Raw genomic sequence first — 20,144 nt, forward strand, 5'->3', positions numbered from 1 at the left:
ACGGACCGGCGAATTTTTTCATGTATGATACGCGCCCCATTTCGTTGCCCGACTGTCCGAGAACACCCCATGCAGCTTTCTTCGCTCACTGCGGTTTCCCCTGTTGACGGCCGCTACGCCGGCAAAACCCAGGCCCTGCGCCCGATTTTCAGCGAATACGGCCTGATCCGTGCGCGCGTTCTGGTTGAAGTGCGCTGGCTCCAGCGCCTGGCCGCTCACCCAGGCATCAGCGAAGTGCCGGCGTTCTCCGCCGAAGCCAACGCGGTGCTGAACACCCTGGCGGAGAACTTCGCCCTGGAGCACGCCGAGCGCGTCAAAGAGATCGAGCGCACCACCAACCACGACGTCAAGGCCATCGAATACCTGCTCAAAGAGCAAGCGGCCAAGCTGCCGGAACTGGCTGCTGTCAGCGAATTCATCCACTTTGCCTGCACCAGCGAGGACATCAACAACCTGTCCCACGCCCTGATGCTGCGCGAAGGCCGTGATGACGTGATGTTGCCGCTGATGCGCCAAACCTGCGACGCCATCCGCGAACTGGCGATCCGTTTCGCTGACGTGCCAATGCTGTCGCGCACCCACGGTCAACCGGCTTCGCCGACCACCCTGGGCAAAGAGCTGGCGAACGTGGTTTACCGTCTGGAGCGTCAGATCGCCCAGGTCGCGGCCGTTCCGCTGCTGGGCAAGATCAACGGCGCTGTCGGCAACTACAACGCTCACCTGTCGGCCTACCCTGAAATCGACTGGGAAGAAAATGCCCGCGCCTTCATCGAAGACGAGCTGGGCCTGGGTTTCAACCCGTACACCACGCAGATCGAACCGCACGACTACATTGCCGAGCTGTTCGACGCGATCGCCCGTTTCAACACGATCCTGATCGACTTCGATCGCGACATCTGGGGCTACATTTCCCTGGGTTACTTCAAGCAGCGCACCATCGCTGGCGAAATCGGTTCGTCGACCATGCCGCACAAGGTCAACCCGATCGACTTCGAGAACTCCGAAGGCAACCTGGGTATCGCCAACGCACTGTTCCAGCACCTGGCGAGCAAGCTGCCGATTTCCCGCTGGCAGCGCGACCTGACCGACTCCACCGTGCTGCGCAACCTCGGTGTCGGCTTCGCCCACAGCGTGATCGCGTACGAAGCCAGCCTCAAAGGCATCAGCAAGCTCGAGCTCAACGCTCAGAAGATCGCTGCCGACCTGGACGCTTGCTGGGAAGTATTGGCCGAGCCGATCCAGACCGTAATGCGCCGCTACAACATCGAAAACCCGTACGAGAAGCTGAAAGAGTTGACCCGTGGCAAGGGCATCAGCCCTGAAGCACTGCAAACTTTCATCGACGGTCTGGACATGCCAGCCGCCGCCAAGGCCGAGCTGAAACTGCTCACCCCGGCGAACTACATCGGTAACGCTGTAGAGCAAGCCAAACGCATCTGATCGACCGCATTACCCTTTTGAGACGCCCGGCAGCGCCGGGCGTTTTTATTCCCGTCTGAAAAGTGCATTTTTTCAATAGGTTACACATGAATCCTGATATTCCTCTTCAACTTCTGGGCGGCATCACGGCGCGCGAATTCCTGCGCGACTACTGGCAGAAAAAACCCCTGCTGATCCGTCAGGCGATTCCTCAATTCGAAAGCCCGATCGACGCCGACGAACTGGCCGGCCTGGCGCTGGAAGAAGAAGTTGAATCGCGCCTGGTGATTGAAAACGGCGAGCGTCCCTGGGAGTTGCGTCGCGGCCCGTTCGCCGAAGACGAATTCAGCAAACTGCCGGAGCGCGACTGGACCCTGCTGGTTCAAGCGGTTGACCAGTTCGTTCCGGAAGTCGCTGAACTGCTGGAGAACTTCCGCTTCTTGCCGAGCTGGCGCGTCGACGACGTTATGATCAGCTTTGCCGCCCCAGGTGGCAGCGTCGGTCCGCACTTCGACAACTACGACGTGTTCCTGCTGCAGGGTCACGGCAAGCGCAACTGGAAAATCGGCCAGATGTGCGATTCCGAAAGCAAGTTGTTGCAGCACGCGGACCTGCGCATCCTCGCTGATTTCGAAGCCACCGATGAGTGGGTCCTGGAACCGGGCGACATGCTCTACCTGCCGCCGCGCCTGGCCCACTGCGGCGTGGCCGTCGATGACTGCCTGACGTACTCGGTCGGTTTCCGCGCGCCAAGCGCCTCTGAAGTGCTGACCCACTTCACCGACTTCCTCAGCCAGTTCCTGTCGGACGAAGAGCGTTACACCGATGCTGACGCCCTGCCTGCGGTTGATCCACACCAGATCCAGCATGACGCCCTTGATCGCCTCAAAAGCCTGCTGGCCGAGCACATGAGCGACGAGCGTCTGCTGCTGACTTGGTTTGGCCAGTACATGACAGAACCGCGCTACCCGGAACTGGTGGTGGGTCCGGAAGAGATCGAGGAAGACGACCTGCTCGCGAGCCTGGAGCAAGGCGCGATACTGATCCGCAACCCGAGCGCACGCCTGGCCTGGTCCGAAGTCGATGACGACCTGTTGCTGTTTGCCAGCGGCCAGAGCCGGTATCTGCCGGGCAAGCTGCGCGAGCTGCTGAAAATGATCTGCGCTGCCGACTCCCTGCACGCCGACAACCTGGTCGACTGGCTGAGCGACGAAGACGGTCGCGGCTTGTTGTGTGAACTGATCAAGCAAGGAAGCCTGGGGTTTGCCGATGAATAAGATTCACGTACGTGTCGCAGACTGGCAAAAGGACAACGCCGAGATCCGGCGCATTCGTGAGACGGTGTTTGTCGCCGAGCAATCCGTTCCGCCAGAACTGGAATGGGATGCCGATGATGTGACGGCCGTGCATTTCCTCGCCCTCGAAGGCGACTTTCCGGTCGGCACGCCCGCCTGCTGCCCGACGGTCACGTCGGCCGGGTGTCGGTACTCAGGGACTGGCGCGGCTTGAAAGTCGGCGATACGCTGATGCATGCGGTGATCGGCGAAGCCGAGAAACGCGGGTTGAAGCAGCAAATGCTGAGCGCGCAAGTGCAGGCCACGGCGTTCTACGAGCGCCTGGGCTTTCACATGGTCAGCGAGGAGTTCCTGGAAGCAGGAATTCCGCATGTGGACATGGTGCGTCACTCGGTCTGATACCGAGTCGCGCCCTTCGCGGGCAAGCCTCGCTCCTACAGGGATTACGCTAACCTGTAGGAGCGAGGCTTGCCCGCGAAGAGGCCCGAAGAACACCCAAAAACGCCCCGCCATTGTCCAATGCCGGGGCGTTTTGCTGTCTACGATTCAACTTCCCCCCTGCCAGGCCGACAAACTGGCAATATCAAACCCTGTAGGAGCGAGCTTGCTCGCGAAAAATTCAAAGACGCCGAATTTTTCCAGACAGCACGCATCATCGTTAACGTCCATCGCGAGCAAGCTCGCTCCCACATAAAAACAAATCAGAAGGCCGGAGATAACGGACATGTACCCACGCACCCTGCTCACCGCGCTGCTACTGACCTGCAGTGTCTCAGTCATGGCCGCCACCGAAATCGTGCCCCTGAACTACCACACCAGCGCCGACATGCTGCCGATGGCGCAAGACTTCATCGGCCAGGAAGGCCAGGTCAGCGCTTACGGCAATCAGCTGATCGTCAACGCCGATCAACGCAAGATCGACGAACTTAAGGCCCTTGTTGCCCAACTCGATACTGCGCCAAAACGCCTGCTGATCACCGTCGACACCTCCGAAAACAACGTCCAGAACGACCAGGGTTATTCGGTGAACGGCGCCAGGCCAAGCCAGACTCGCATCATCAGCCGCAGCACCGACAGCCGCGACGGCGGGATTCAGCAAATCCAGGCCAGCGAAGGCGCGCCGGCGCTGATCCAGGTCGGCCAGAGTGTGCCGCTGACCAGCACCCAGACCGATTCCTACGGTGACCTGCGCAGCCAGACCGAGTACCGCAACGTCACCCAGGGTTTCTACGTCACCGCCCGTGTCACCGGCGAAACCGTTCACCTGGCGATCAGCACCAATCGTGATCGCATCAGCCAGGAACGTCCCGATGTAGTGAATGTGCAAAGTACCGACACAACCGTCACGGGACGCCTCGGCGAGTGGATCACCCTGGCCGGCGTGAACCGCCAGACCCAGGCCGACAAACAGGCCCTGACCCGCAGCTACTCGACCCAGGGCCGGGATGACATGACCCTGCGAGTGAAAGTCGATACTTTGGACTGAATCACCGAAAACTGACTGATTAGTCGTATTAGACCAAAGATGTAGTGGCTCAAAAAAAGCACTACAAAACGTTTGACGATACAAAAAAGCAAAGGCATGATGGCCTCGCTCCCGCTAATCAGGGGCCCTGGCAAGGGCCTTCGAAGCGATGTTCGCACCTACCCCGCGAGCCGCTTCGTGTCTGTACCGCCCACAAGGTGTGTTTGACGAGGTTGCCGACTGGAACGAAGTTGTCCCGAGGGACGGAAGCGTAATTAGGTAACCCGGCACCACACTGTAGTTCGTATAAAGGCCCACGACGCCCGAATGCGCTCGCCAGTTCGCCCTTACCTGCTCACTTCCCCTCGAGCCCATCGTTCATCCCGTCGCCATCCCCGTCGAATCCGGCTTGACCACCTAAGCTTCTGGTCAGCGAGCATGAATTTTTCACCGCAGAACAACTTTCCGTAAAAGACGCGACGAGGTTTATCTCCATGGCACTGACACGCGAACAGCAAATTGCAGCCCTCGAAAAAGACTGGGCTGAAAACCCACGCTGGAAAGGCGTGACACGCGCTTACTCCGCTGCTGACGTCGTCCGCCTGCGTGGCTCGGTTCAACCTGAGCACACCTTTGCAAGACTCGGCGCCGAGAAGCTGTGGAACCTGGTGACCCAGGGTGCCAAGCCGTCCTTCCGCCCCGAGAAAGATTTCGTCAACTGCATGGGCGCCCTGACCGGCGGCCAGGCCGTACAACAAGTCAAAGCCGGTATCCAGGCGATCTACCTGTCGGGCTGGCAAGTCGCTGCGGACAACAACTCCGCCGAATCGATGTACCCGGACCAGTCGCTGTACCCGGTGGATTCGGTTCCAACCGTGGTCAAGCGCATCAACAACTCGTTCCGTCGCGCTGACCAGATCCAGTGGAAAGCCGGCAAAGGCCCGGGCGACGAAGGTTACATCGACTACTTCGCGCCGATCGTGGCTGACGCTGAAGCCGGTTTCGGCGGCGTACTGAACGCCTACGAGCTGATGAAAAGCATGATCGAAGCAGGCGCCGCCGGCGTTCACTTCGAAGACCAGCTGGCTTCCGTGAAAAAATGCGGCCACATGGGCGGCAAGGTACTGGTACCGACCCAGGAAGCTGTACAGAAGCTGACCGCCGCTCGTCTGGCAGCTGACGTGGCCGGCACGCCGACCATCATCCTGGCCCGTACCGACGCTAACGCGGCGGACCTGCTGACTTCCGATTGCGACCCGTACGACCAGCCATTCGTGACTGGCGAACGTACCCAGGAAGGCTTCTACAAAGTACGCGCCGGTCTCGACCAAGCCATCGCTCGCGGCCTGGCCTATGCGCCGTACGCCGACCTGATCTGGTGCGAAACCGCCAAGCCGGACCTGGACGAAGCTCGTCGCTTCGCTGAAGCGATCAAAAAGGAATACCCGGACCAACTGCTGTCGTACAACTGCTCGCCTTCCTTCAACTGGAAGAAAAACCTGGACGACGCGACCATCGCCAAGTTCCAGCGCGAATTGTCCGCCATGGGTTACAAGCACCAGTTCATCACCCTGGCCGGCATTCACAACATGTGGCACAGCATGTTCAACCTGGCGCACGACTACGCCCGCAACGACATGACTGCCTACGTGAAGCTGCAGGAGCAAGAGTTCGCCGACGCTGCCAAGGGTTACACCTTCGTGGCTCACCAGCAGGAAGTGGGCACCGGCTACTTCGACGACATGACCACCGTGATCCAGGGCGGCTCGTCCTCGGTGACCGCGCTGACCGGCTCGACTGAAGAAGAACAGTTCCATTGATAGGCGGCACCTGAACCAACGGCCGTTGCGGATCGAATAGACAGCTAACCGCAACGCCGCATATCTGACGCCCCGACTGGTTCGGGGCGTTTTTTTGCCCGGGATTTCCCCGCCTGACCTGACCACAATTCATCAGCACGCCGGTGATCATGCAGGAGCTGGCTTGCCAGCGAAGGCGTTCACTCATTCACCCCATGACTTTCGGGCCTCTTCGCTGGCAAGCCAGCTCCTACAGGGGGTCGTGTTGCAGCCATGATCACGAGGAAAAAAACATTGATCCGGAGCAGTTTCTTGCTCAGGAAAACAAGGTAAAACGACCCCGCCCACTACATGTAGTAACGCGCATATAAGACAACTTCCCACTCACCCATCCGCCAAACAGTTTAAAAACTACCACAAACAGTATTGATTATCATTTAGCTCGAAATATGTTCGTTACATTCCTTACAAAACATATTTAACGAAAACCCGCCTAATGCCCGCCACGCATGGGCTACAGGGCCCCGGAGGGGCGCGATGTCCTTATTTCACCCAATAATTTCGCTATCTGAATTTTACTTGCTCGGTGTTTAGCCATAAAATCAGCGGGATCGATTGCTGCGACATATCGTCACTGCGTTGTTTCTTTTTCAAGCTCAGAGACCTTTGCTCTCTGTTAAGGATTTCCAGCATGCCCGAAGCGACAGGACTCATGGCCCACAACTGGGGCTTTGCCATTTTCCTTCTGGGCGTCGTCGGCCTGTGCGCCTTCATGCTCGGCGTCTCAAGCCTCCTCGGGTCAAAAGCCTGGGGCCGCAGCAAAAACGAACCGTTCGAGTCCGGCATGCTACCTACAGGTGGCGCCCGCTTGCGGCTCTCAGCCAAATTCTATCTGGTCGCGATGCTCTTCGTGATCTTCGATATCGAAGCCCTTTTTCTCTTTGCCTGGTCTGTGTCCGTCCGCGAAAGCGGCTGGACCGGATTCGTCGAAGCTCTCGTTTTCATAGCAATTCTGTTGGCAGGTCTTGTCTACCTGTTCCGAGTGGGCGCCCTTGACTGGGCTCCGGAAGCTCGTCGCAAGCGGCAGGCGAAGCTGAAACAATGAGGCTTTGGCAATGCAATACAATCTCACCAGGATCGACCCCGATGCTCCTAACGAGCAGTATCCGATCGGCGAGCGGGAAACCGTTTCCGATCCGTTAGAAGATCAAGTCCACAAAAACATTTTCATGGGCAAGCTCGAAGACGTGCTTAACGGCACGATCAACTGGGGGCGCAAGAACTCCCTGTGGCCGTACAACTTCGGTCTTTCGTGCTGCTATGTGGAAATGACCACCGCCTTCACGGCGCCCCACGACATCGCGCGCTTTGGCGCCGAGGTTATCCGGGCATCGCCGCGCCAGGCGGATTTCATGGTTATCGCCGGTACCTGCTTCATCAAGATGGCGCCGATCATCCAGCGTCTCTACGAGCAAATGCTCGAGCCTAAATGGGTCATCTCCATGGGTTCGTGCGCCAACTCCGGTGGCATGTACGACATCTACTCCGTCGTTCAAGGGGTGGACAAGTTCCTGCCCGTGGACGTCTACGTGCCTGGCTGCCCGCCCCGTCCTGAAGCTTTCCTGCAAGGCTTGATGCTGTTGCAAGAGTCGATTGGACAGGAGCGTCGTCCGCTTTCCTGGGTCGTCGGCGATCAAGGCGTGTACCGCGCCGAGATGCCTTCGCAAAAGGAACAGCGCCGCGAACAGCGAATCGCAGTCACCAACCTGCGCAGCCCCGACGAAGTCTGATCCAGACCTGCTTCTTTTATAGAACGAGAACCTGGCTTCATTCTTTACGTTGACCGAAAGCGATAAAATAACCATGACTACAGGCAGTGCTCTGTACATCCCGCCTTATAAGGCAGACGACCAGGATGTGGTCGTCGAACTGAACAACCGTTTTGGCCCCGAGGCGTTTTCCGCCCAGCCTACCCGTACCGGCATGCCGGTGCTTTGGGTTGCCCGGGCCAAACTCGTCGAAGTCCTGACCTTCCTGCGCAACCTGCCCAAGCCGTACGTCATGCTCTATGACCTGCACGGCGTGGACGAGCGTCTGCGCACCAAGCGTCAAGGGCTGCCAAGCGGCGCCGACTTCACTGTGTTCTACCACTTGATGTCGATCGAACGTAATAGTGACGTGATGATCAAGGTCGCCTTGTCCGAGAGCGACCTCAGCGTACCGACCGTGACCGGCATCTGGCCGAACGCCAACTGGTACGAGCGTGAAGTCTGGGACATGTACGGCATCGACTTCAAAGGTCACCCGCACCTGACCCGCATCATGATGCCGCCGACCTGGGAAGGTCACCCGCTGCGCAAGGACTTCCCGGCCCGTGCCACCGAGTTCGATCCGTTCACCCTGACCCTCGCCAAGCAACAGCTCGAGGAAGAAGCCGCGCGCTTCAAGCCTGAAGACTGGGGCATGAAGCGTTCCGGGGCGAACGAGGACTACATGTTCCTCAACCTCGGCCCGAACCACCCTTCCGCGCACGGTGCGTTCCGCATCATCCTGCAGCTGGACGGTGAAGAGATCGTCGACTGCGTGCCGGACGTCGGTTACCACCACCGTGGTGCCGAGAAGATGGCCGAGCGTCAGTCGTGGCACAGCTTCATCCCGTACACCGACCGTATCGACTACCTCGGCGGCGTGATGAACAACCTGCCGTACGTGCTCTCGGTCGAGAAGCTGGCCGGCATCAAGGTGCCCGAGAAGGTCGACGTCATCCGCATCATGATGGCCGAGTTCTTCCGGATCACCAGCCACCTGCTGTTCCTCGGGACGTACATCCAGGACGTCGGCGCCATGACCCCGGTGTTCTTCACGTTCACCGACCGTCAGAAGGCGTACACGGTGATCGAAGCCATTACCGGCTTCCGTCTGCACCCGGCCTGGTACCGCATCGGTGGCGTCGCTCACGACCTGCCGCGGGGCTGGGAAAAACTGGTGAAAGACTTCATCGAGTGGATGCCACGGCGTCTGGACGAATACCAGAAAGCCGCACTGGACAACAGCATCCTGCGTGGCCGGACCATCGGCGTCGCGGCCTACAACACCAAAGAAGCCCTGGAATGGGGCGTCACCGGTTCCGGCCTGCGTTCGACCGGTTGCGACTTCGACCTGCGCAAGGCTCGCCCATACTCCGGTTACGAAAACTTCGAATTCGAAGTGCCGCTGGCGGCCAATGGCGATGCCTACGACCGTTGCATCGTGCGTGTCGAAGAAATGCGCCAGAGCCTGAAGATCATCGAGCAGTGCATGCGCAACATGCCGGAAGGCCCGTACAAGGCGGATCACCCGCTGACCACGCCGCCACCCAAAGAGCGCACCCTGCAGCACATCGAGACCCTGATCACGCACTTCCTGCAAGTTTCGTGGGGCCCGGTCATGCCGGCCAACGAATCCTTCCAGATGATCGAAGCGACCAAGGGCATCAACAGTTATTACCTGACGAGCGATGGCGGCACCATGAGCTACCGCACCCGGATTCGTACCCCAAGCTTCCCGCATCTGCAGCAGATCCCTTCGGTGATCAAAGGCAGCATGGTCGCGGACTTGATCGCGTACCTGGGTAGTATCGATTTCGTTATGGCCGACGTGGACCGCTAAGCATGAACAGCACGCTTATCCAGACAGACCGTTTCGCCCTGAGCGAAACCGAGCGCTCGGCCATCGAGCACGAGTTGCATCACTACGAAGACCCGCGCGCGGCGTCGATCGAAGCCCTGAAGATCGTCCAGAAGGAACGTGGCTGGGTGCCTGATGGCGCTCTGTACGCCATCGGCGAGATCCTCGGCATCCCGGCCAGCGACGTTGAAGGGGTGGCGACGTTCTACAGCCAGATCTTCCGTCAGCCGGTCGGCCGTCACATCATTCGCGTCTGCGACAGCATGGTCTGCTACATCGGCGGCCATGAATCCGTGGTCAGCGAACTCCAGAGCAAACTGGGGATCGGCCTGGGTCAGACCACCGCCGACGGTCGTTTCACCCTGCTGCCGGTCTGCTGCCTCGGCAACTGTGACAAGGCGCCGGCGTTGATGATCGACGACGACACGTTCGGTGATGTGCAGCCTGCCGGCGTTGCCAAATTGCTCGAGGGCTACGTATGACCCTGACTTCCTTCGGACCTGCCAACCGCATCAAGCGGTCGGCCGAGACTCACCCGCTCACCTGGCGTCTGCGTGACGACGGCGAAGCCGTGTGGCTCGACGAGTACCAGGCCAAGAACGGTTATGCCGCTGCGCGCAAGGCTTTCGCCGACATGGCCCAGGACGACATCGTCCAGACCGTGAAAGACGCCGGCTTGAAAGGCCGCGGCGGTGCAGGCTTTCCCACTGGCGTGAAGTGGGGCCTGATGCCGAAAGACGAATCCATCAACATCCGCTACCTGCTGTGCAACGCGGACGAGATGGAGCCGAACACCTGGAAAGACCGGATGCTGATGGAGCAACTGCCCCATCTGCTGATCGAAGGCATGCTGATCAGTGCTCGCGCGCTGAAAACCTACCGTGGCTACATCTTCCTGCGTGGCGAATACACCACCGCCGCCAAGCACCTGAACCGTGCAGTGGAAGAAGCCAAGGCAGCGGGGCTTTTGGGTAAAAACATTCTGGGCAGCGGCTTCGATTTCGAGCTGTTCGTCCACACCGGCGCCGGGCGTTACATCTGCGGTGAAGAAACCGCACTGATCAACTCCCTCGAAGGCCGTCGCGCCAACCCGCGCTCCAAGCCGCCCTTCCCTGCCGCCGTTGGCGTGTGGGGCAAGCCGACTTGCGTGAACAACGTCGAGACCCTGTGCAACGTGCCGGCGATCATTGCCGACGGCGTCGACTGGTACAAATCGTTGGCCCGCGAAGGCAGCGAAGACATGGGCACCAAGCTCATGGGCTTCTCCGGCAAGGTCAAGAACCCGGGCCTGTGGGAATTGCCGTTCGGCGTCACCGGTCGCGAGTTGTTCGAAGACTACGCCGGCGGCATGCGCGACGGTTACAAGCTCAAGTGCTGGCAGCCAGGCGGCGCCGGTACCGGTTTCCTGTTGCCGGAACACCTGGACGCACAAATGTACGCCGGCGGCATCGCCAAGGTGGGCACCCGCATGGGTACCGGCCTGGCCATGGCGGTGGACGACAGCGTCAACATGGTGTCCCTGCTGCGCAACATGGAAGAGTTCTTCTCCCGTGAGTCGTGCGGTTTCTGCACCCCGTGCCGTGACGGTCTGCCGTGGAGCGTCAAGCTACTGCGCGCGATCGAGAACGGTGAAGGGCAAGCCGGCGATATCGAGACCCTGCTGGGTCTGGTCGGTTTCCTCGGCCCGGGCAAGACCTTCTGTGCTCACGCACCGGGCGCCGTGGAGCCGTTGGGCAGCGCAATCAAATACTTCCGCCATGAGTTCGAAGCCGGCATCGCGCCCACCAGCGCCGTCGTCCCGCCTCTGGCAAGGCCGATCGTAGTCGGCGCTTAACGCTTTAAAAAAGGCGAAGGGTCCGTGCCCTTCGCTTTTCGTGCGATGACGCCGCAAGCGGCTGTGTTGATTCGCGCGGATAACAAGATTCCATTAGCCACGCCCGCTGACACCGGGCCAACGAAGAACTTTGAACCATGGCCACTATCCACGTAGACGGCAAAGAGCTCGAAGTCGATGGGGCGGACAACCTGTTACAGGCGTGTCTGTCGCTAGGCCTCGATATCCCTTATTTCTGCTGGCACCCCGCCCTAGGCAGCATTGGCGCTTGCCGCCAGTGCGCGGTCAAGCAGTACACCGACGAGAACGACAAGCGTGGTCGGATCGTCATGTCCTGCATGACGCCAGCGACCGACGGCAGCTGGATCTCCATCGACGACGAAGAAGCGAAAGTGTTTCGCGCCAGCGTCGTTGAATGGCTGATGACCAACCACCCCCACGACTGCCCGGTCTGTGAGGAAGGCGGTCACTGCCACCTGCAAGACATGACGGTGATGACCGGCCACAACGAGCGCCGTTACCGCTTCACCAAGCGTACTCACCAGAACCAGCAACTGGGCCCGTTCATTTCCCACGAAATGAACCGCTGCATCGCTTGCTACCGCTGCGTGCGCTTCTATAAGGACTACGCCGGCGGCACCGACCTCGGCGTATTCGGCGCCCACGACAACGTGTACTTCGGTCGCGTTGAAGACGGCACCCTGGAAAGCGAGTTCTCCGGCAACCTCACCGAGGTCTGCCCGACCGGTGTGTTCACCGACAAGACTCACTCCGAGCGTTACAACCGCAAGTGGGACATGCAGTTCTCGCCGAGCATCTGCCACGGCTGCTCCAGCGGTTGCAACATTTCCCCGGGCGAGCGCTACGGTGAACTGCGTCGCATCGAGAACCGTTTCAACGGTTCGGTGAACCAGTACTTCCTGTGCGACCGTGGCCGTTTCGGCTATGGCTACGTCAACCGCACCGATCGCCCGCGTCAGCCGCTGCTGGCCAACGGCGCCAAGCTGACCCTCGACGAGGCGCTGGATAAAGCCGCCGACCTGCTGCGCGGGCGCAACATCGTCGGTATCGGTTCGCCCCGTGCCAGCCTCGAAAGCAACTACGCGTTGCGCGAACTGGTCGGCGCCGAGCACTTCTACTCGGGTATCGAAGCGTCCGAACTGGAACGCATCCGTCTGGTGATGCAGGTGTTGAAAGACAGCCCGCTGCCGATCCCGAACATGCGCGACATCGAAGACCACGATGCGATCTTCGTCCTCGGTGAAGACCTGACCCAGACCGCCGCCCGTATGGCGCTGTCCCTGCGTCAATCGGTCAAGGGCAAGGCCGAAGACATGGCCGACGCCATGCGCGTTCAGCCATGGCTCGACGCCGCCGTGAAGAACATCGGCCAGAACGAACTGAACCCGCTGTTCATCGCCAGCCTGGCTGAAACCAAGCTCGACGACATCGCTGAAGAATGCGTACACGCAGCTCCAGACGACCTGGCCCGCATCGGTTTCGCCGTGGCTCACGCCCTCGACGCCAGCGCACCGGCCGTCGAAGGCCTGGACACTGAAGCACTCGACCTGGCCAAGCGCATTGCCGACGCCCTGCTCGCGGCCAAGCGACCATTGATCATTGCCGGCACCTCGTTGGGTTCCAAGGCGCTGATCGAAGCCGCGGCAAACATTGCCAAAGCCCTGAAGCTGCGCGAGAAGAACGGTTCCATCAGCCTGATCGTGCCAGAGGCCAACAGCCTCGGCCTGGCCATGCTCGGCGGCAACTCGGTCGACGAAGCGCTGCAAGCGGTGATCGATGGCAAGGCCGACGCCATCGTCGTGCTGGAAAACGATCTGTACACCCGCACTGATAAAGCCCGCGTCGATGCTGCCCTGAACGCCGCGAAAGTGCTGATCGTGGCCGACCATCAGAAGACCGCTACCAGCGATCGCGCGCACCTGGTCCTGCCAGCCGCCAGCTTCGCTGAAGGCGACGGTACGCTGGTCAGCCTGGAAGGCCGCGCCCAGCGCTTCTTCCAGGTCTTCGACCCGACTTACCTCGATGCGAGCATCCTGGTGCACGAAGGCTGGCGCTGGCTGCATGCCCTGCGCGCCACCCTGCTGAACCAGCCGATCGACTGGACCCAGCTGGACCACGTCACCGCTGCCGTGGCTGCAAGCACGCCGCAACTGAACCGCATCGTCGATGCCGCACCGTCCGCCTCGTTCCGCATCAAGGGCCTGAAACTGGCCCGCGAACCGCTGCGTTACAGCGGCCGGACCGCCATGCGCGCCGACATCAGCGTGCACGAACCCCGTACCTCCCAGGACAAAGACACCGCGTTTTCGTTCTCGATGGAAGGTTACTCGGGCTCGGTCGAACCCCGTCAACAGGTGCCATTCGCCTGGTCGCCGGGCTGGAACTCGCCGCAAGCCTGGAACAAGTTCCAGGACGAAGTCGGTGGTCACATCCGTGCTGGCGACCCGGGCACCCGCCTGATCGAAAGCACCGGTGATTCGCTGAACTGGTTCGCCAGTGTTCCGCGTGCGTTCAACCCGGCTCCGGGCACCTGGCAGGTTGTGCCGTTCTTCCACCTGTTCGGCAGCGAAGAGAACTCTTCCAAAGCCGCACCGGTTCAGGAGCGCATTCCGGCCGCTTACGTCGCTCTGGCCAGATCCGAAGCCGACCGTCTGGGTGTCAACGACGGCGCCATGCTCAGCTTGAACGTGGCCGGTCAGACCCTGCGTCTGCCGTTGCGCATCAATGAAGAGCTGGGCGCTGGCCTGGTGGCATTGCCTGCGGGCATCGCCGGCATTCCGCCAGCAATCTTTGGCAAAACCGTTGACGGTCTGCAGGAGGCAGCTCAATGACCTGGTTCACGCCTGAAGTGATTGACGTGATCATCTCGGTCCTCAAGGCCATCGTGATTCTGCTCGCCGTGGTGGTGTGCGGCGCGTTGTTGAGCTGGGTCGAGCGTCGTTTGCTCGCCCTCTGGCAGGACCGTTACGGTCCGAACCGCGTCGGCCCGTTCGGCGCGTTCCAGATCGCGGCCGACATGATCAAGATGTTTTTCAAGGAAGACTGGACGCCGCCGTTCGCCGACAAGATGATCTTCACCCTGGCACCGGTCGTGGCCATGAGCGCCTTGCTGATTGCCTTCGCGATCATCCCGATCACCCCGACCTGGGGCGTGGCGGATATCAACATCGGCATCCTGTTCTTCTTTGCCATGGCCGGTCTGTCGGTCTACGCGGTGTTGTTCGCCGGCTGGTCGAGCAACAACAAGTTCGCCCTGCTGGGCAGCTTGCGGGCCTCGGCACAAACCGTGTCGTACGAAGTGTTCATGGGCCTGTCGCTGATGGGCATCGTGATCCAGGTCGGCTCGTTCAACATGCGCGACATCGTCGAATACCAGGCGCAGAACCTGTGGTTCATCATTCCGCAGATCTTCGGTTTCCTGACCTTCTTCATCGCTGGCGTCGCCGTGACTCACCGTCACCCGTTCGACCAGCCGGAAGCGGAACAGGAACTGGCCGACGGTTACCACATTGAATACGCCGGCATGAAATGGGGCATGTTCTTCGTCGGCGAGTACATCGGCATCGTGTTGATTTCGGCGCTGCTGGTGACCTTGTTCTTCGGTGGCTGGCACGGTCCGTTCGGCATTCTGCCGCAGATCCCGTTCATCTGGTTCGCGCTGAAAACCGCGTTCTTCATCATGCTCTTCATCCTGCTGCGCGCCTCGATTCCGCGCCCACGGTATGACCAAGTGATGGACTTCAGCTGGAAGTTCTGCCTGCCGCTGACCCTCGTCAACATGCTGGTGACCGCTGCGATCGTGTTGCTCAACACGCCCGCCGTCGCGGCTCAGTGAGGATAGAGAATCATGAAGTACATATTTGACATCGTGCATGGCTTCTTCACCCAGCTTCGCAGCCTGGTGATGATTTTTGGCCACGCCTTCCGCAAGCGCGACACGCTGCAGTACCCGGAAGAAGCCGTGTACCTGCCGCCGCGCTTTCGTGGCCGTATCGTGCTGACCCGCGACCCCGACGGCGAAGAGCGTTGTGTAGCCTGCAACCTGTGCGCCGTGGCGTGCCCGGTCGGCTGCATCTCGCTGCAGAAAGCTGAAACCGACGACGGTCGCTGGTACCCGGAGTTTTTCCGTATCAACTTCTCGCGCTGCATTTTCTGCGGCCTCTGCGAGGAAGCCTGCCCGACCACCGCGATCCAGCTGACACCGGATTTCGAGATGGCCGAGTTCAAACGTCAGGACCTGGTGTACGAGAAAGAAGATCTGCTGATCTCCGGCCCCGGCAAAAACCCTGATTACAACTTCTATCGTGTTGCAGGTATGGCGATTGCCGGGAAGCCGAAAGGCGCCGCGCAAAATGAAGCCGAACCGATCAACGTGAAGAGCTTGCTGCCTTAAGGAAGAAAGATGGAATTCGCTTTCTATTTCGCATCGGGTATCGCGGTGGTGTCCACGCTTCGCGTGATCACCAACACCAACCCCGTGCACGCCCTGCTCTACCTGATCATTTCGCTGATTGCCGTGGCGATGACGTTCTTCGCCCTCGGCGCACCGTTCGCCGGTGTGCTGGAAGTGATCGCCTACGCCGGCGCCATCATGGTGCTGTTCGTGTTCGTGGTGATGATGCTGAACCTGGGGCCCGCCTCGGTTCAGCAAGAGCGCGTCTGGCTCAAGCCCGGTATCTGGCTCGGCCCGGTCGCCCTCGGCACCCTGCTGCTGGTTGAACTGCTGTACGTGCTGTTCAGCGACGCCAGCGGCCAGGCCATCGGCCACACCACCGTAGACGCCAAGGCCGTGGGCATCAGCCTGTTCGGTCCTTATCTGCTGGTGGTCGAACTCGCCTCGATGCTGCTGCTTGCCGCAGCCGTCACGGCGTTCCACCTGGGCCGCAACGAAGCCAAGGAGCAATGACGATGCCTGCTATCCCTCTGGAGCATGGTCTGGCGGTCGCCGGCATCCTGTTCTGCCTCGGTCTGGTCGGCCTGATGGTCCGGCGCAACATTCTTTTCGTGCTGATGAGCCTGGAGATCATGATGAATGCCTCCGCCCTGGCGTTCATCGTTGCCGGTAGCCGCTGGGGTCAGCCGGATGGACAGATCATGTTCATCCTGGTGATCAGCCTGGCAGCCGCCGAGGCCAGTATCGGCCTGGCGATTCTGTTGCAGCTGTATCGCCGCTTCCACACTCTCGATATCGACGCTGCCAGCGAGATGCGCGGATGAATCTTCTCTATCTGACTTTCGTATTCCCTCTCATAGGTTTCCTGCTGCTGTCGTTCTCCCGTGGACGCATCTCGGAAAACCTGGCCGCGCTGATCGGCGTCGGTTCCATTGGCCTGTCTGCCATCGTCACGGCTTATGTGATCTGGCAGTTCAACGTCGCCCCGCCTGAAGGCGGTCACTACACCCTGGTGTTGTGGCAGTGGATGGCGGTGGAAGGCTTTACGCCGAACTTCGCCCTGTACCTGGATGGCCTGTCCCTGACCATGCTCGGTGTAGTGGTCGGCGTCGGCTTCCTGATCCACCTGTTCGCGTCCTGGTACATGCGCGGTGAAGCCGGTTACTCGCGCTTCTTCGCCTACACCAACCTGTTTATCGCCAGCATGCTGTTCCTGGTGCTGGGCGATAACCTGTTGTTCCTGTACTTCGGCTGGGAAGGCGTGGGCCTGTGCTCGTACCTGTTGATCGGTTTCTACTACAGCAACCGCAACAACGGTAACGCCGCACTCAAGGCCTTCATCGTCACCCGGATCGGCGACGTGTTCATGGCGATCGGCCTGTTCATCCTGTTCCAACAGTTGGGTACGCTGAACATCCAGGAACTGCTGGTGCTGGCACCGCAGAAATTCCAGGCCGGCGACTTCTGGATGGTCATGGCCACCCTGATGCTGCTGGGCGGCGCTGTGGGTAAATCCGCGCAACTGCCGCTGCAAACCTGGCTGGCGGACGCGATGGCCGGCCCTACCCCGGTTTCGGCACTGATCCACGCTGCAACCATGGTGACCGCCGGTGTCTACCTGATCGCCCGTACCCACGGCCTGTTTTCCCTGGCGCCGGATATCCTGCACCTGGTTGGCGTTGTCGGCGGTGTGACCCTGGTCCTCGCCGGTTTTGCCGCACTGGTGCAGACCGACATCAAACGTATCCTCGCCTACTCGACCATGAGCCAGATCGGCTACATGTTCCTGGCCCTGGGCGTCGGTGCCTGGGATGGCGCGATCTTCCACCTGATGACCCACGCCTTCTTCAAGGCGCTGCTGTTCCTTGCATCCGGTGCGGTGATCGTGGCCTGCCACCACGAGCAGAACATCTTCAAGATGGGCGGCCTGTGGAAGAAACTGCCACTGGCCTACGCCAGCTTCATCGTCGGCGGCGCGGCCCTCGCGGCCCTGCCACTGGTGACCGCAGGCTTCTACTCCAAGGACGAAATCCTCTGGGAAGCGTTCGCCAGCGGCAACCAGGGTCTGCTGTATGCAGGTCTGGTCGGCGCCTTCATGACCTCGCTGTACACCTTCCGCCTGATCTTCATCGCGTTCCACGGTGAAGCGAAGACCGAAGCGCACGCCGGTCACGGCATCGCTCACTGGCTGCCACTGTCGGTGCTGATCGTATTGTCCACCGCCATCGGCGCGATGATCGTTCCGCCGCTGCACGGCGTGCTGCCGCAAAGCGTCGGCCATGCCGGCGGCGAAGCCAAGCACAGCCTGGAAATCGCTTCGGGCGCCATCGCCCTGGCCGGTATCCTGCTGGCCGCCTTGCTGTTCCTCGGCAAGCGGCGTTTCGTCACTGCAATCGCCAACAGCGGCATCGGCCGCTTCCTTTCGGCCTGGTGGTTCGCTGCCTGGGGCTTCGACTGGATCTACGACAAACTGTTCGTCAAGCCATACCTGGCGATCAGCCACGTACTGCGCAAAGACCCGCTCGACCAGACCATCGGTCTGATCCCGCGTATGGCCAAGGGCGGTCACACCGCCCTGAGCCGTACCGAAACCGGTCAACTGCGTTGGTACGCGGCATCGATGGCAGCCGGCTCCGTGCTGGTCATCGGCGCCATCGTGCTGGTAGCGGTCTGAATATGAACCTTGCGAACTTGCGAAAGGAATTGAGCCCGTCATGATTCTGCCTTGGCTAATCCTGATCCCCTTCATCGGCGGCCTGCTGTGCTGGATGGGTGAGCGCTTCGGCGCCACCCTCCCCCGCTGGATTGCGCTGATCACCATGTCCCTGTTGCTCTGCCTCGGCCTCTGGCTGTGGGCCACCGGTGACTATTCATTTGCTCCGGCGCCTGGCGCCGACCCGACCTGGGCGCTTGAGTTCAAGCACATCTGGATCGAGCGCTTCGGCATCAGCGTGCACCTGGCCCTCGACGGCCTGTCGCTGCTGATGATCATGCTGACCGGTCTGCTGGGCGTGCTCTCGGTGCTCTGCTCGTGGAAAGAAATCCAGCGTCACGTTGGCTTCTTCCACCTGAACCTGATGTGGATCCTGGGCGGTGTCGTCGGCGTGTTCCTCGCCCTCGACCTGTTCATGTTCTTCTTCTTCTGGGAAATGATGCTGGTGCCGATGTACTTCCTCATCGCGCTCTGGGGTCACAGTTCTTCGGACGGCAAGAAAACCCGGATCTACGCGGCGACCAAGTTCTTCATCTTCACTCAGGCTTCCGGCCTGATCATGCTGGTGGCGATCCTCGGTCTGGTTCTGGTCAACTTCAACGACACCGGCGTGATTACCTTCAACTACGCCGACCTGTTGAAAACCAAGATGTCGCTGAGCACCGAGTACATCCTGATGCTCGGCTTCTTCATCGCCTTCGCGGTGAAGCTGCCCGTCGTGCCGTTCCACTCCTGGTTGCCTGACGCTCACGCCCAGGCACCGACCGCGGGTTCGGTCGACCTGGCCGGTATCTTGTTGAAGACAGCGGCCTATGGTCTGCTGCGTTTCGCCCTGCCGCTGTTCCCGAACGCTTCGGCGGAGTTTGCGCCGATCGCCATGACCCTCGGTCTGATCGGGATCTTCTACGGTGCGTTCCTGGCCTTCGCGCAAACCGACATCAAGCGTCTGATCGCCTTCTCGTCCGTTTCCCACATGGGCTTCGTACTGATCGGCATCTACTCCGGCAGCCAACTGGCGCTGCAGGGCGCGGTCATGCAGATGCTGGCGCACGGTCTGTCGGCCGCGGCACTCTTTATCCTCAGTGGCCAGTTGTACGAGCGCACCCACACCCGCGACATGCGTGAGATGGGTGGCCTGTGGTCGAAGATCGCCTACCTGCCGGCCCTCAGCCTGTTCTTTGCCGCGGCGTCCCTGGGCTTGCCGGGTACCGGTAACTTCGTCGGTGAGTTCCTGATCCTGCTCGGCACCTTCCCCTCGGCGCCTGTGGTTACCATCATCGCGACGTCGGGCCTGGTGTTCGGTTCGGTCTACTCGCTGATCATGATCCACCGCGCGTACTTCGGCCCGGCCAAATCGGACGCGGTACTGCATGGCATGGACGGTCGCGAAATGATCATGGTGGTCGGGCTTGCGGCGCTGCTGATCTACATCGGCGTGTACCCGCAACCGTTCCTCGATACCTCTGCCGCGACGATGCATGGCGTGCAGCAATGGCTCGGTACCGCCTTCACTCAACTCGCTTCGGCCCGGTAAGAGCG

The 20,144-nt window shown here is 60.5% G+C and carries 17 protein-coding genes and 1 pseudogene; 17 read left to right on the forward strand and 1 reads right to left on the reverse strand.

Annotation, left to right across the window (positions count from 1 at the left end):
- Positions 1 to 69: 69 nt before the first annotated feature.
- From purB to BZ163_RS13390, 3 genes and pseudogenes are all read left to right on the forward strand, one after another.
- Positions 70 to 1,440 (forward strand): adenylosuccinate lyase, encoded by a 1,371-nt coding sequence (purB, locus tag BZ163_RS13380; RefSeq protein ID WP_008146027.1) that lies wholly within the window; start codon positions 70 to 72, stop codon positions 1,438 to 1,440.
- Between the two features lie 86 nt (positions 1,441 to 1,526).
- Positions 1,527 to 2,696, forward strand: coding sequence for a cupin domain-containing protein (locus BZ163_RS13385; RefSeq protein WP_128871307.1), 1,170 nt, complete (start codon positions 1,527 to 1,529; stop codon positions 2,694 to 2,696).
- A pseudogene (locus BZ163_RS13390) lies at positions 2,689 to 3,113 on the forward strand (GNAT family N-acetyltransferase). The gene BZ163_RS13385 and the pseudogene BZ163_RS13390 overlap by 8 nt, the downstream one beginning before the upstream one ends.
- A gap of 147 nt (positions 3,114 to 3,260) precedes the next feature.
- Here the strand turns inward: BZ163_RS13390 and BZ163_RS13395 are convergent.
- Positions 3,261 to 3,440: a hypothetical protein gene (locus BZ163_RS13395; protein WP_128871308.1), complete on the reverse strand. Its 180-nt coding sequence runs from the start codon at positions 3,438 to 3,440 to the stop codon at positions 3,261 to 3,263.
- On the opposite strand from BZ163_RS13395, the gene BZ163_RS13400 reads away from it, so the two are divergent.
- From BZ163_RS13400 to nuoM, 14 genes are all read left to right on the forward strand, one after another.
- The gene (locus tag BZ163_RS13400; RefSeq protein ID WP_128871309.1) at positions 3,439 to 4,200 is read left to right on the forward strand and encodes a secretin N-terminal domain-containing protein; all 762 of its coding nucleotides are present in this window, start codon (positions 3,439 to 3,441) and stop codon (positions 4,198 to 4,200) included. The two genes, BZ163_RS13395 and BZ163_RS13400, sit on opposite strands and share 2 nt — an antisense overlap.
- A gap of 473 nt (positions 4,201 to 4,673) precedes the next feature.
- Positions 4,674 to 5,999, forward strand: coding sequence for an isocitrate lyase (gene aceA / locus BZ163_RS13405; protein WP_045062291.1), 1,326 nt, complete (start codon positions 4,674 to 4,676; stop codon positions 5,997 to 5,999).
- Positions 6,000 to 6,669: 670 nt separating this feature from the next.
- A complete protein-coding gene (locus tag BZ163_RS13410; protein WP_003223812.1) occupies positions 6,670 to 7,083 on the forward strand; it encodes an NADH-quinone oxidoreductase subunit A in 414 nt (137 codons plus the stop codon).
- Between the two features lie 10 nt (positions 7,084 to 7,093).
- Positions 7,094 to 7,768 (forward strand): NADH-quinone oxidoreductase subunit B family protein, encoded by a 675-nt coding sequence (locus BZ163_RS13415; RefSeq protein WP_008146035.1) that lies wholly within the window; start codon positions 7,094 to 7,096, stop codon positions 7,766 to 7,768.
- Positions 7,769 to 7,841: 73 nt separating this feature from the next.
- The gene (gene nuoC / locus BZ163_RS13420) at positions 7,842 to 9,626 is read left to right on the forward strand and encodes an NADH-quinone oxidoreductase subunit C/D (protein ID WP_128871310.1); all 1,785 of its coding nucleotides are present in this window, start codon (positions 7,842 to 7,844) and stop codon (positions 9,624 to 9,626) included.
- A gap of 2 nt (positions 9,627 to 9,628) precedes the next feature.
- On the forward strand, positions 9,629 to 10,126 hold the full coding sequence (nuoE, locus tag BZ163_RS13425; protein WP_128871311.1) for an NADH-quinone oxidoreductase subunit NuoE: 498 nt from the start codon (positions 9,629 to 9,631) through the stop codon (positions 10,124 to 10,126).
- Positions 10,123 to 11,478, forward strand: coding sequence for an NADH-quinone oxidoreductase subunit NuoF (gene nuoF, locus BZ163_RS13430; protein WP_017339604.1), 1,356 nt, complete (start codon positions 10,123 to 10,125; stop codon positions 11,476 to 11,478). Before nuoE ends, nuoF begins: the two co-directional genes overlap by 4 nt.
- Before the next feature lie 137 nt (positions 11,479 to 11,615).
- Entirely contained in the window at positions 11,616 to 14,330 is a 2,715-nt protein-coding gene (nuoG, locus tag BZ163_RS13435; RefSeq protein WP_128871312.1) for an NADH-quinone oxidoreductase subunit NuoG, read from the forward strand.
- The gene (nuoH, locus tag BZ163_RS13440; protein WP_128871313.1) at positions 14,327 to 15,334 is read left to right on the forward strand and encodes an NADH-quinone oxidoreductase subunit NuoH; all 1,008 of its coding nucleotides are present in this window, start codon (positions 14,327 to 14,329) and stop codon (positions 15,332 to 15,334) included. The genes nuoG and nuoH overlap by 4 nt, the downstream gene beginning before the upstream one ends.
- A gap of 12 nt (positions 15,335 to 15,346) precedes the next feature.
- Positions 15,347 to 15,892, forward strand: a complete 546-nt coding sequence (nuoI, locus tag BZ163_RS13445; protein WP_019648466.1) for an NADH-quinone oxidoreductase subunit NuoI — start codon at positions 15,347 to 15,349, stop codon at positions 15,890 to 15,892.
- 9 nt (positions 15,893 to 15,901) lie between these two features.
- Complete coding sequence (gene nuoJ / locus BZ163_RS13450; protein WP_007905076.1) at positions 15,902 to 16,405, forward strand: NADH-quinone oxidoreductase subunit J; 504 nt, start codon at positions 15,902 to 15,904, stop codon at positions 16,403 to 16,405.
- A 2-nt stretch (positions 16,406 to 16,407) separates the two neighbouring features.
- Entirely contained in the window at positions 16,408 to 16,716 is a 309-nt protein-coding gene (nuoK, locus tag BZ163_RS13455; protein ID WP_010458852.1) for an NADH-quinone oxidoreductase subunit NuoK, read from the forward strand.
- The gene (gene nuoL / locus BZ163_RS13460; RefSeq protein ID WP_128871314.1) at positions 16,713 to 18,566 is read left to right on the forward strand and encodes an NADH-quinone oxidoreductase subunit L; all 1,854 of its coding nucleotides are present in this window, start codon (positions 16,713 to 16,715) and stop codon (positions 18,564 to 18,566) included. Before nuoK ends, nuoL begins: the two co-directional genes overlap by 4 nt.
- Before the next feature lie 40 nt (positions 18,567 to 18,606).
- Positions 18,607 to 20,139 carry an NADH-quinone oxidoreductase subunit M gene (gene nuoM / locus BZ163_RS13465; protein ID WP_128871315.1) on the forward strand — a complete coding sequence of 511 codons (1,533 nt, stop codon included), beginning with the start codon at positions 18,607 to 18,609 and terminating at the stop codon, positions 20,137 to 20,139.
- Positions 20,140 to 20,144: the final 5 nt, after the last annotated feature.

Source organism: Pseudomonas sp. VI4.1 (assembly GCF_002029345.1).
Taxonomy (GTDB): Bacteria; Pseudomonadota; Gammaproteobacteria; order Pseudomonadales; family Pseudomonadaceae; genus Aquipseudomonas.

Bases quoted from the DNA above. Each gene is read 5' to 3' on its own strand.
- purB (WP_008146027.1), top strand. From the start codon at position 70: ATGCAGCTTTCTTCGCTCACTGCGGTTTCCCCTGTTGACGGCCGCTAC.
- BZ163_RS13385 (WP_128871307.1), top strand. From the start codon at position 1,527: ATGAATCCTGATATTCCTCTTCAACTTCTGGGCGGCATCACGGCGCGC.
- BZ163_RS13400 (WP_128871309.1), top strand. From the start codon at position 3,439: ATGTACCCACGCACCCTGCTCACCGCGCTGCTACTGACCTGCAGTGTC.
- BZ163_RS13395 (WP_128871308.1), bottom strand. From the start codon at position 3,440: ATGTCCGTTATCTCCGGCCTTCTGATTTGTTTTTATGTGGGAGCGAGC.
- aceA (WP_045062291.1), top strand. From the start codon at position 4,674: ATGGCACTGACACGCGAACAGCAAATTGCAGCCCTCGAAAAAGACTGG.
- BZ163_RS13410 (WP_003223812.1), top strand. From the start codon at position 6,670: ATGCCCGAAGCGACAGGACTCATGGCCCACAACTGGGGCTTTGCCATT.
- BZ163_RS13415 (WP_008146035.1), top strand. From the start codon at position 7,094: ATGCAATACAATCTCACCAGGATCGACCCCGATGCTCCTAACGAGCAG.
- nuoC (WP_128871310.1), top strand. From the start codon at position 7,842: ATGACTACAGGCAGTGCTCTGTACATCCCGCCTTATAAGGCAGACGAC.
- nuoE (WP_128871311.1), top strand. From the start codon at position 9,629: ATGAACAGCACGCTTATCCAGACAGACCGTTTCGCCCTGAGCGAAACC.
- nuoF (WP_017339604.1), top strand. From the start codon at position 10,123: ATGACCCTGACTTCCTTCGGACCTGCCAACCGCATCAAGCGGTCGGCC.
- nuoG (WP_128871312.1), top strand. From the start codon at position 11,616: ATGGCCACTATCCACGTAGACGGCAAAGAGCTCGAAGTCGATGGGGCG.
- nuoH (WP_128871313.1), top strand. From the start codon at position 14,327: ATGACCTGGTTCACGCCTGAAGTGATTGACGTGATCATCTCGGTCCTC.
- nuoI (WP_019648466.1), top strand. From the start codon at position 15,347: ATGAAGTACATATTTGACATCGTGCATGGCTTCTTCACCCAGCTTCGC.
- nuoJ (WP_007905076.1), top strand. From the start codon at position 15,902: ATGGAATTCGCTTTCTATTTCGCATCGGGTATCGCGGTGGTGTCCACG.
- nuoK (WP_010458852.1), top strand. From the start codon at position 16,408: ATGCCTGCTATCCCTCTGGAGCATGGTCTGGCGGTCGCCGGCATCCTG.
- nuoL (WP_128871314.1), top strand. From the start codon at position 16,713: ATGAATCTTCTCTATCTGACTTTCGTATTCCCTCTCATAGGTTTCCTG.
- nuoM (WP_128871315.1), top strand. From the start codon at position 18,607: ATGATTCTGCCTTGGCTAATCCTGATCCCCTTCATCGGCGGCCTGCTG.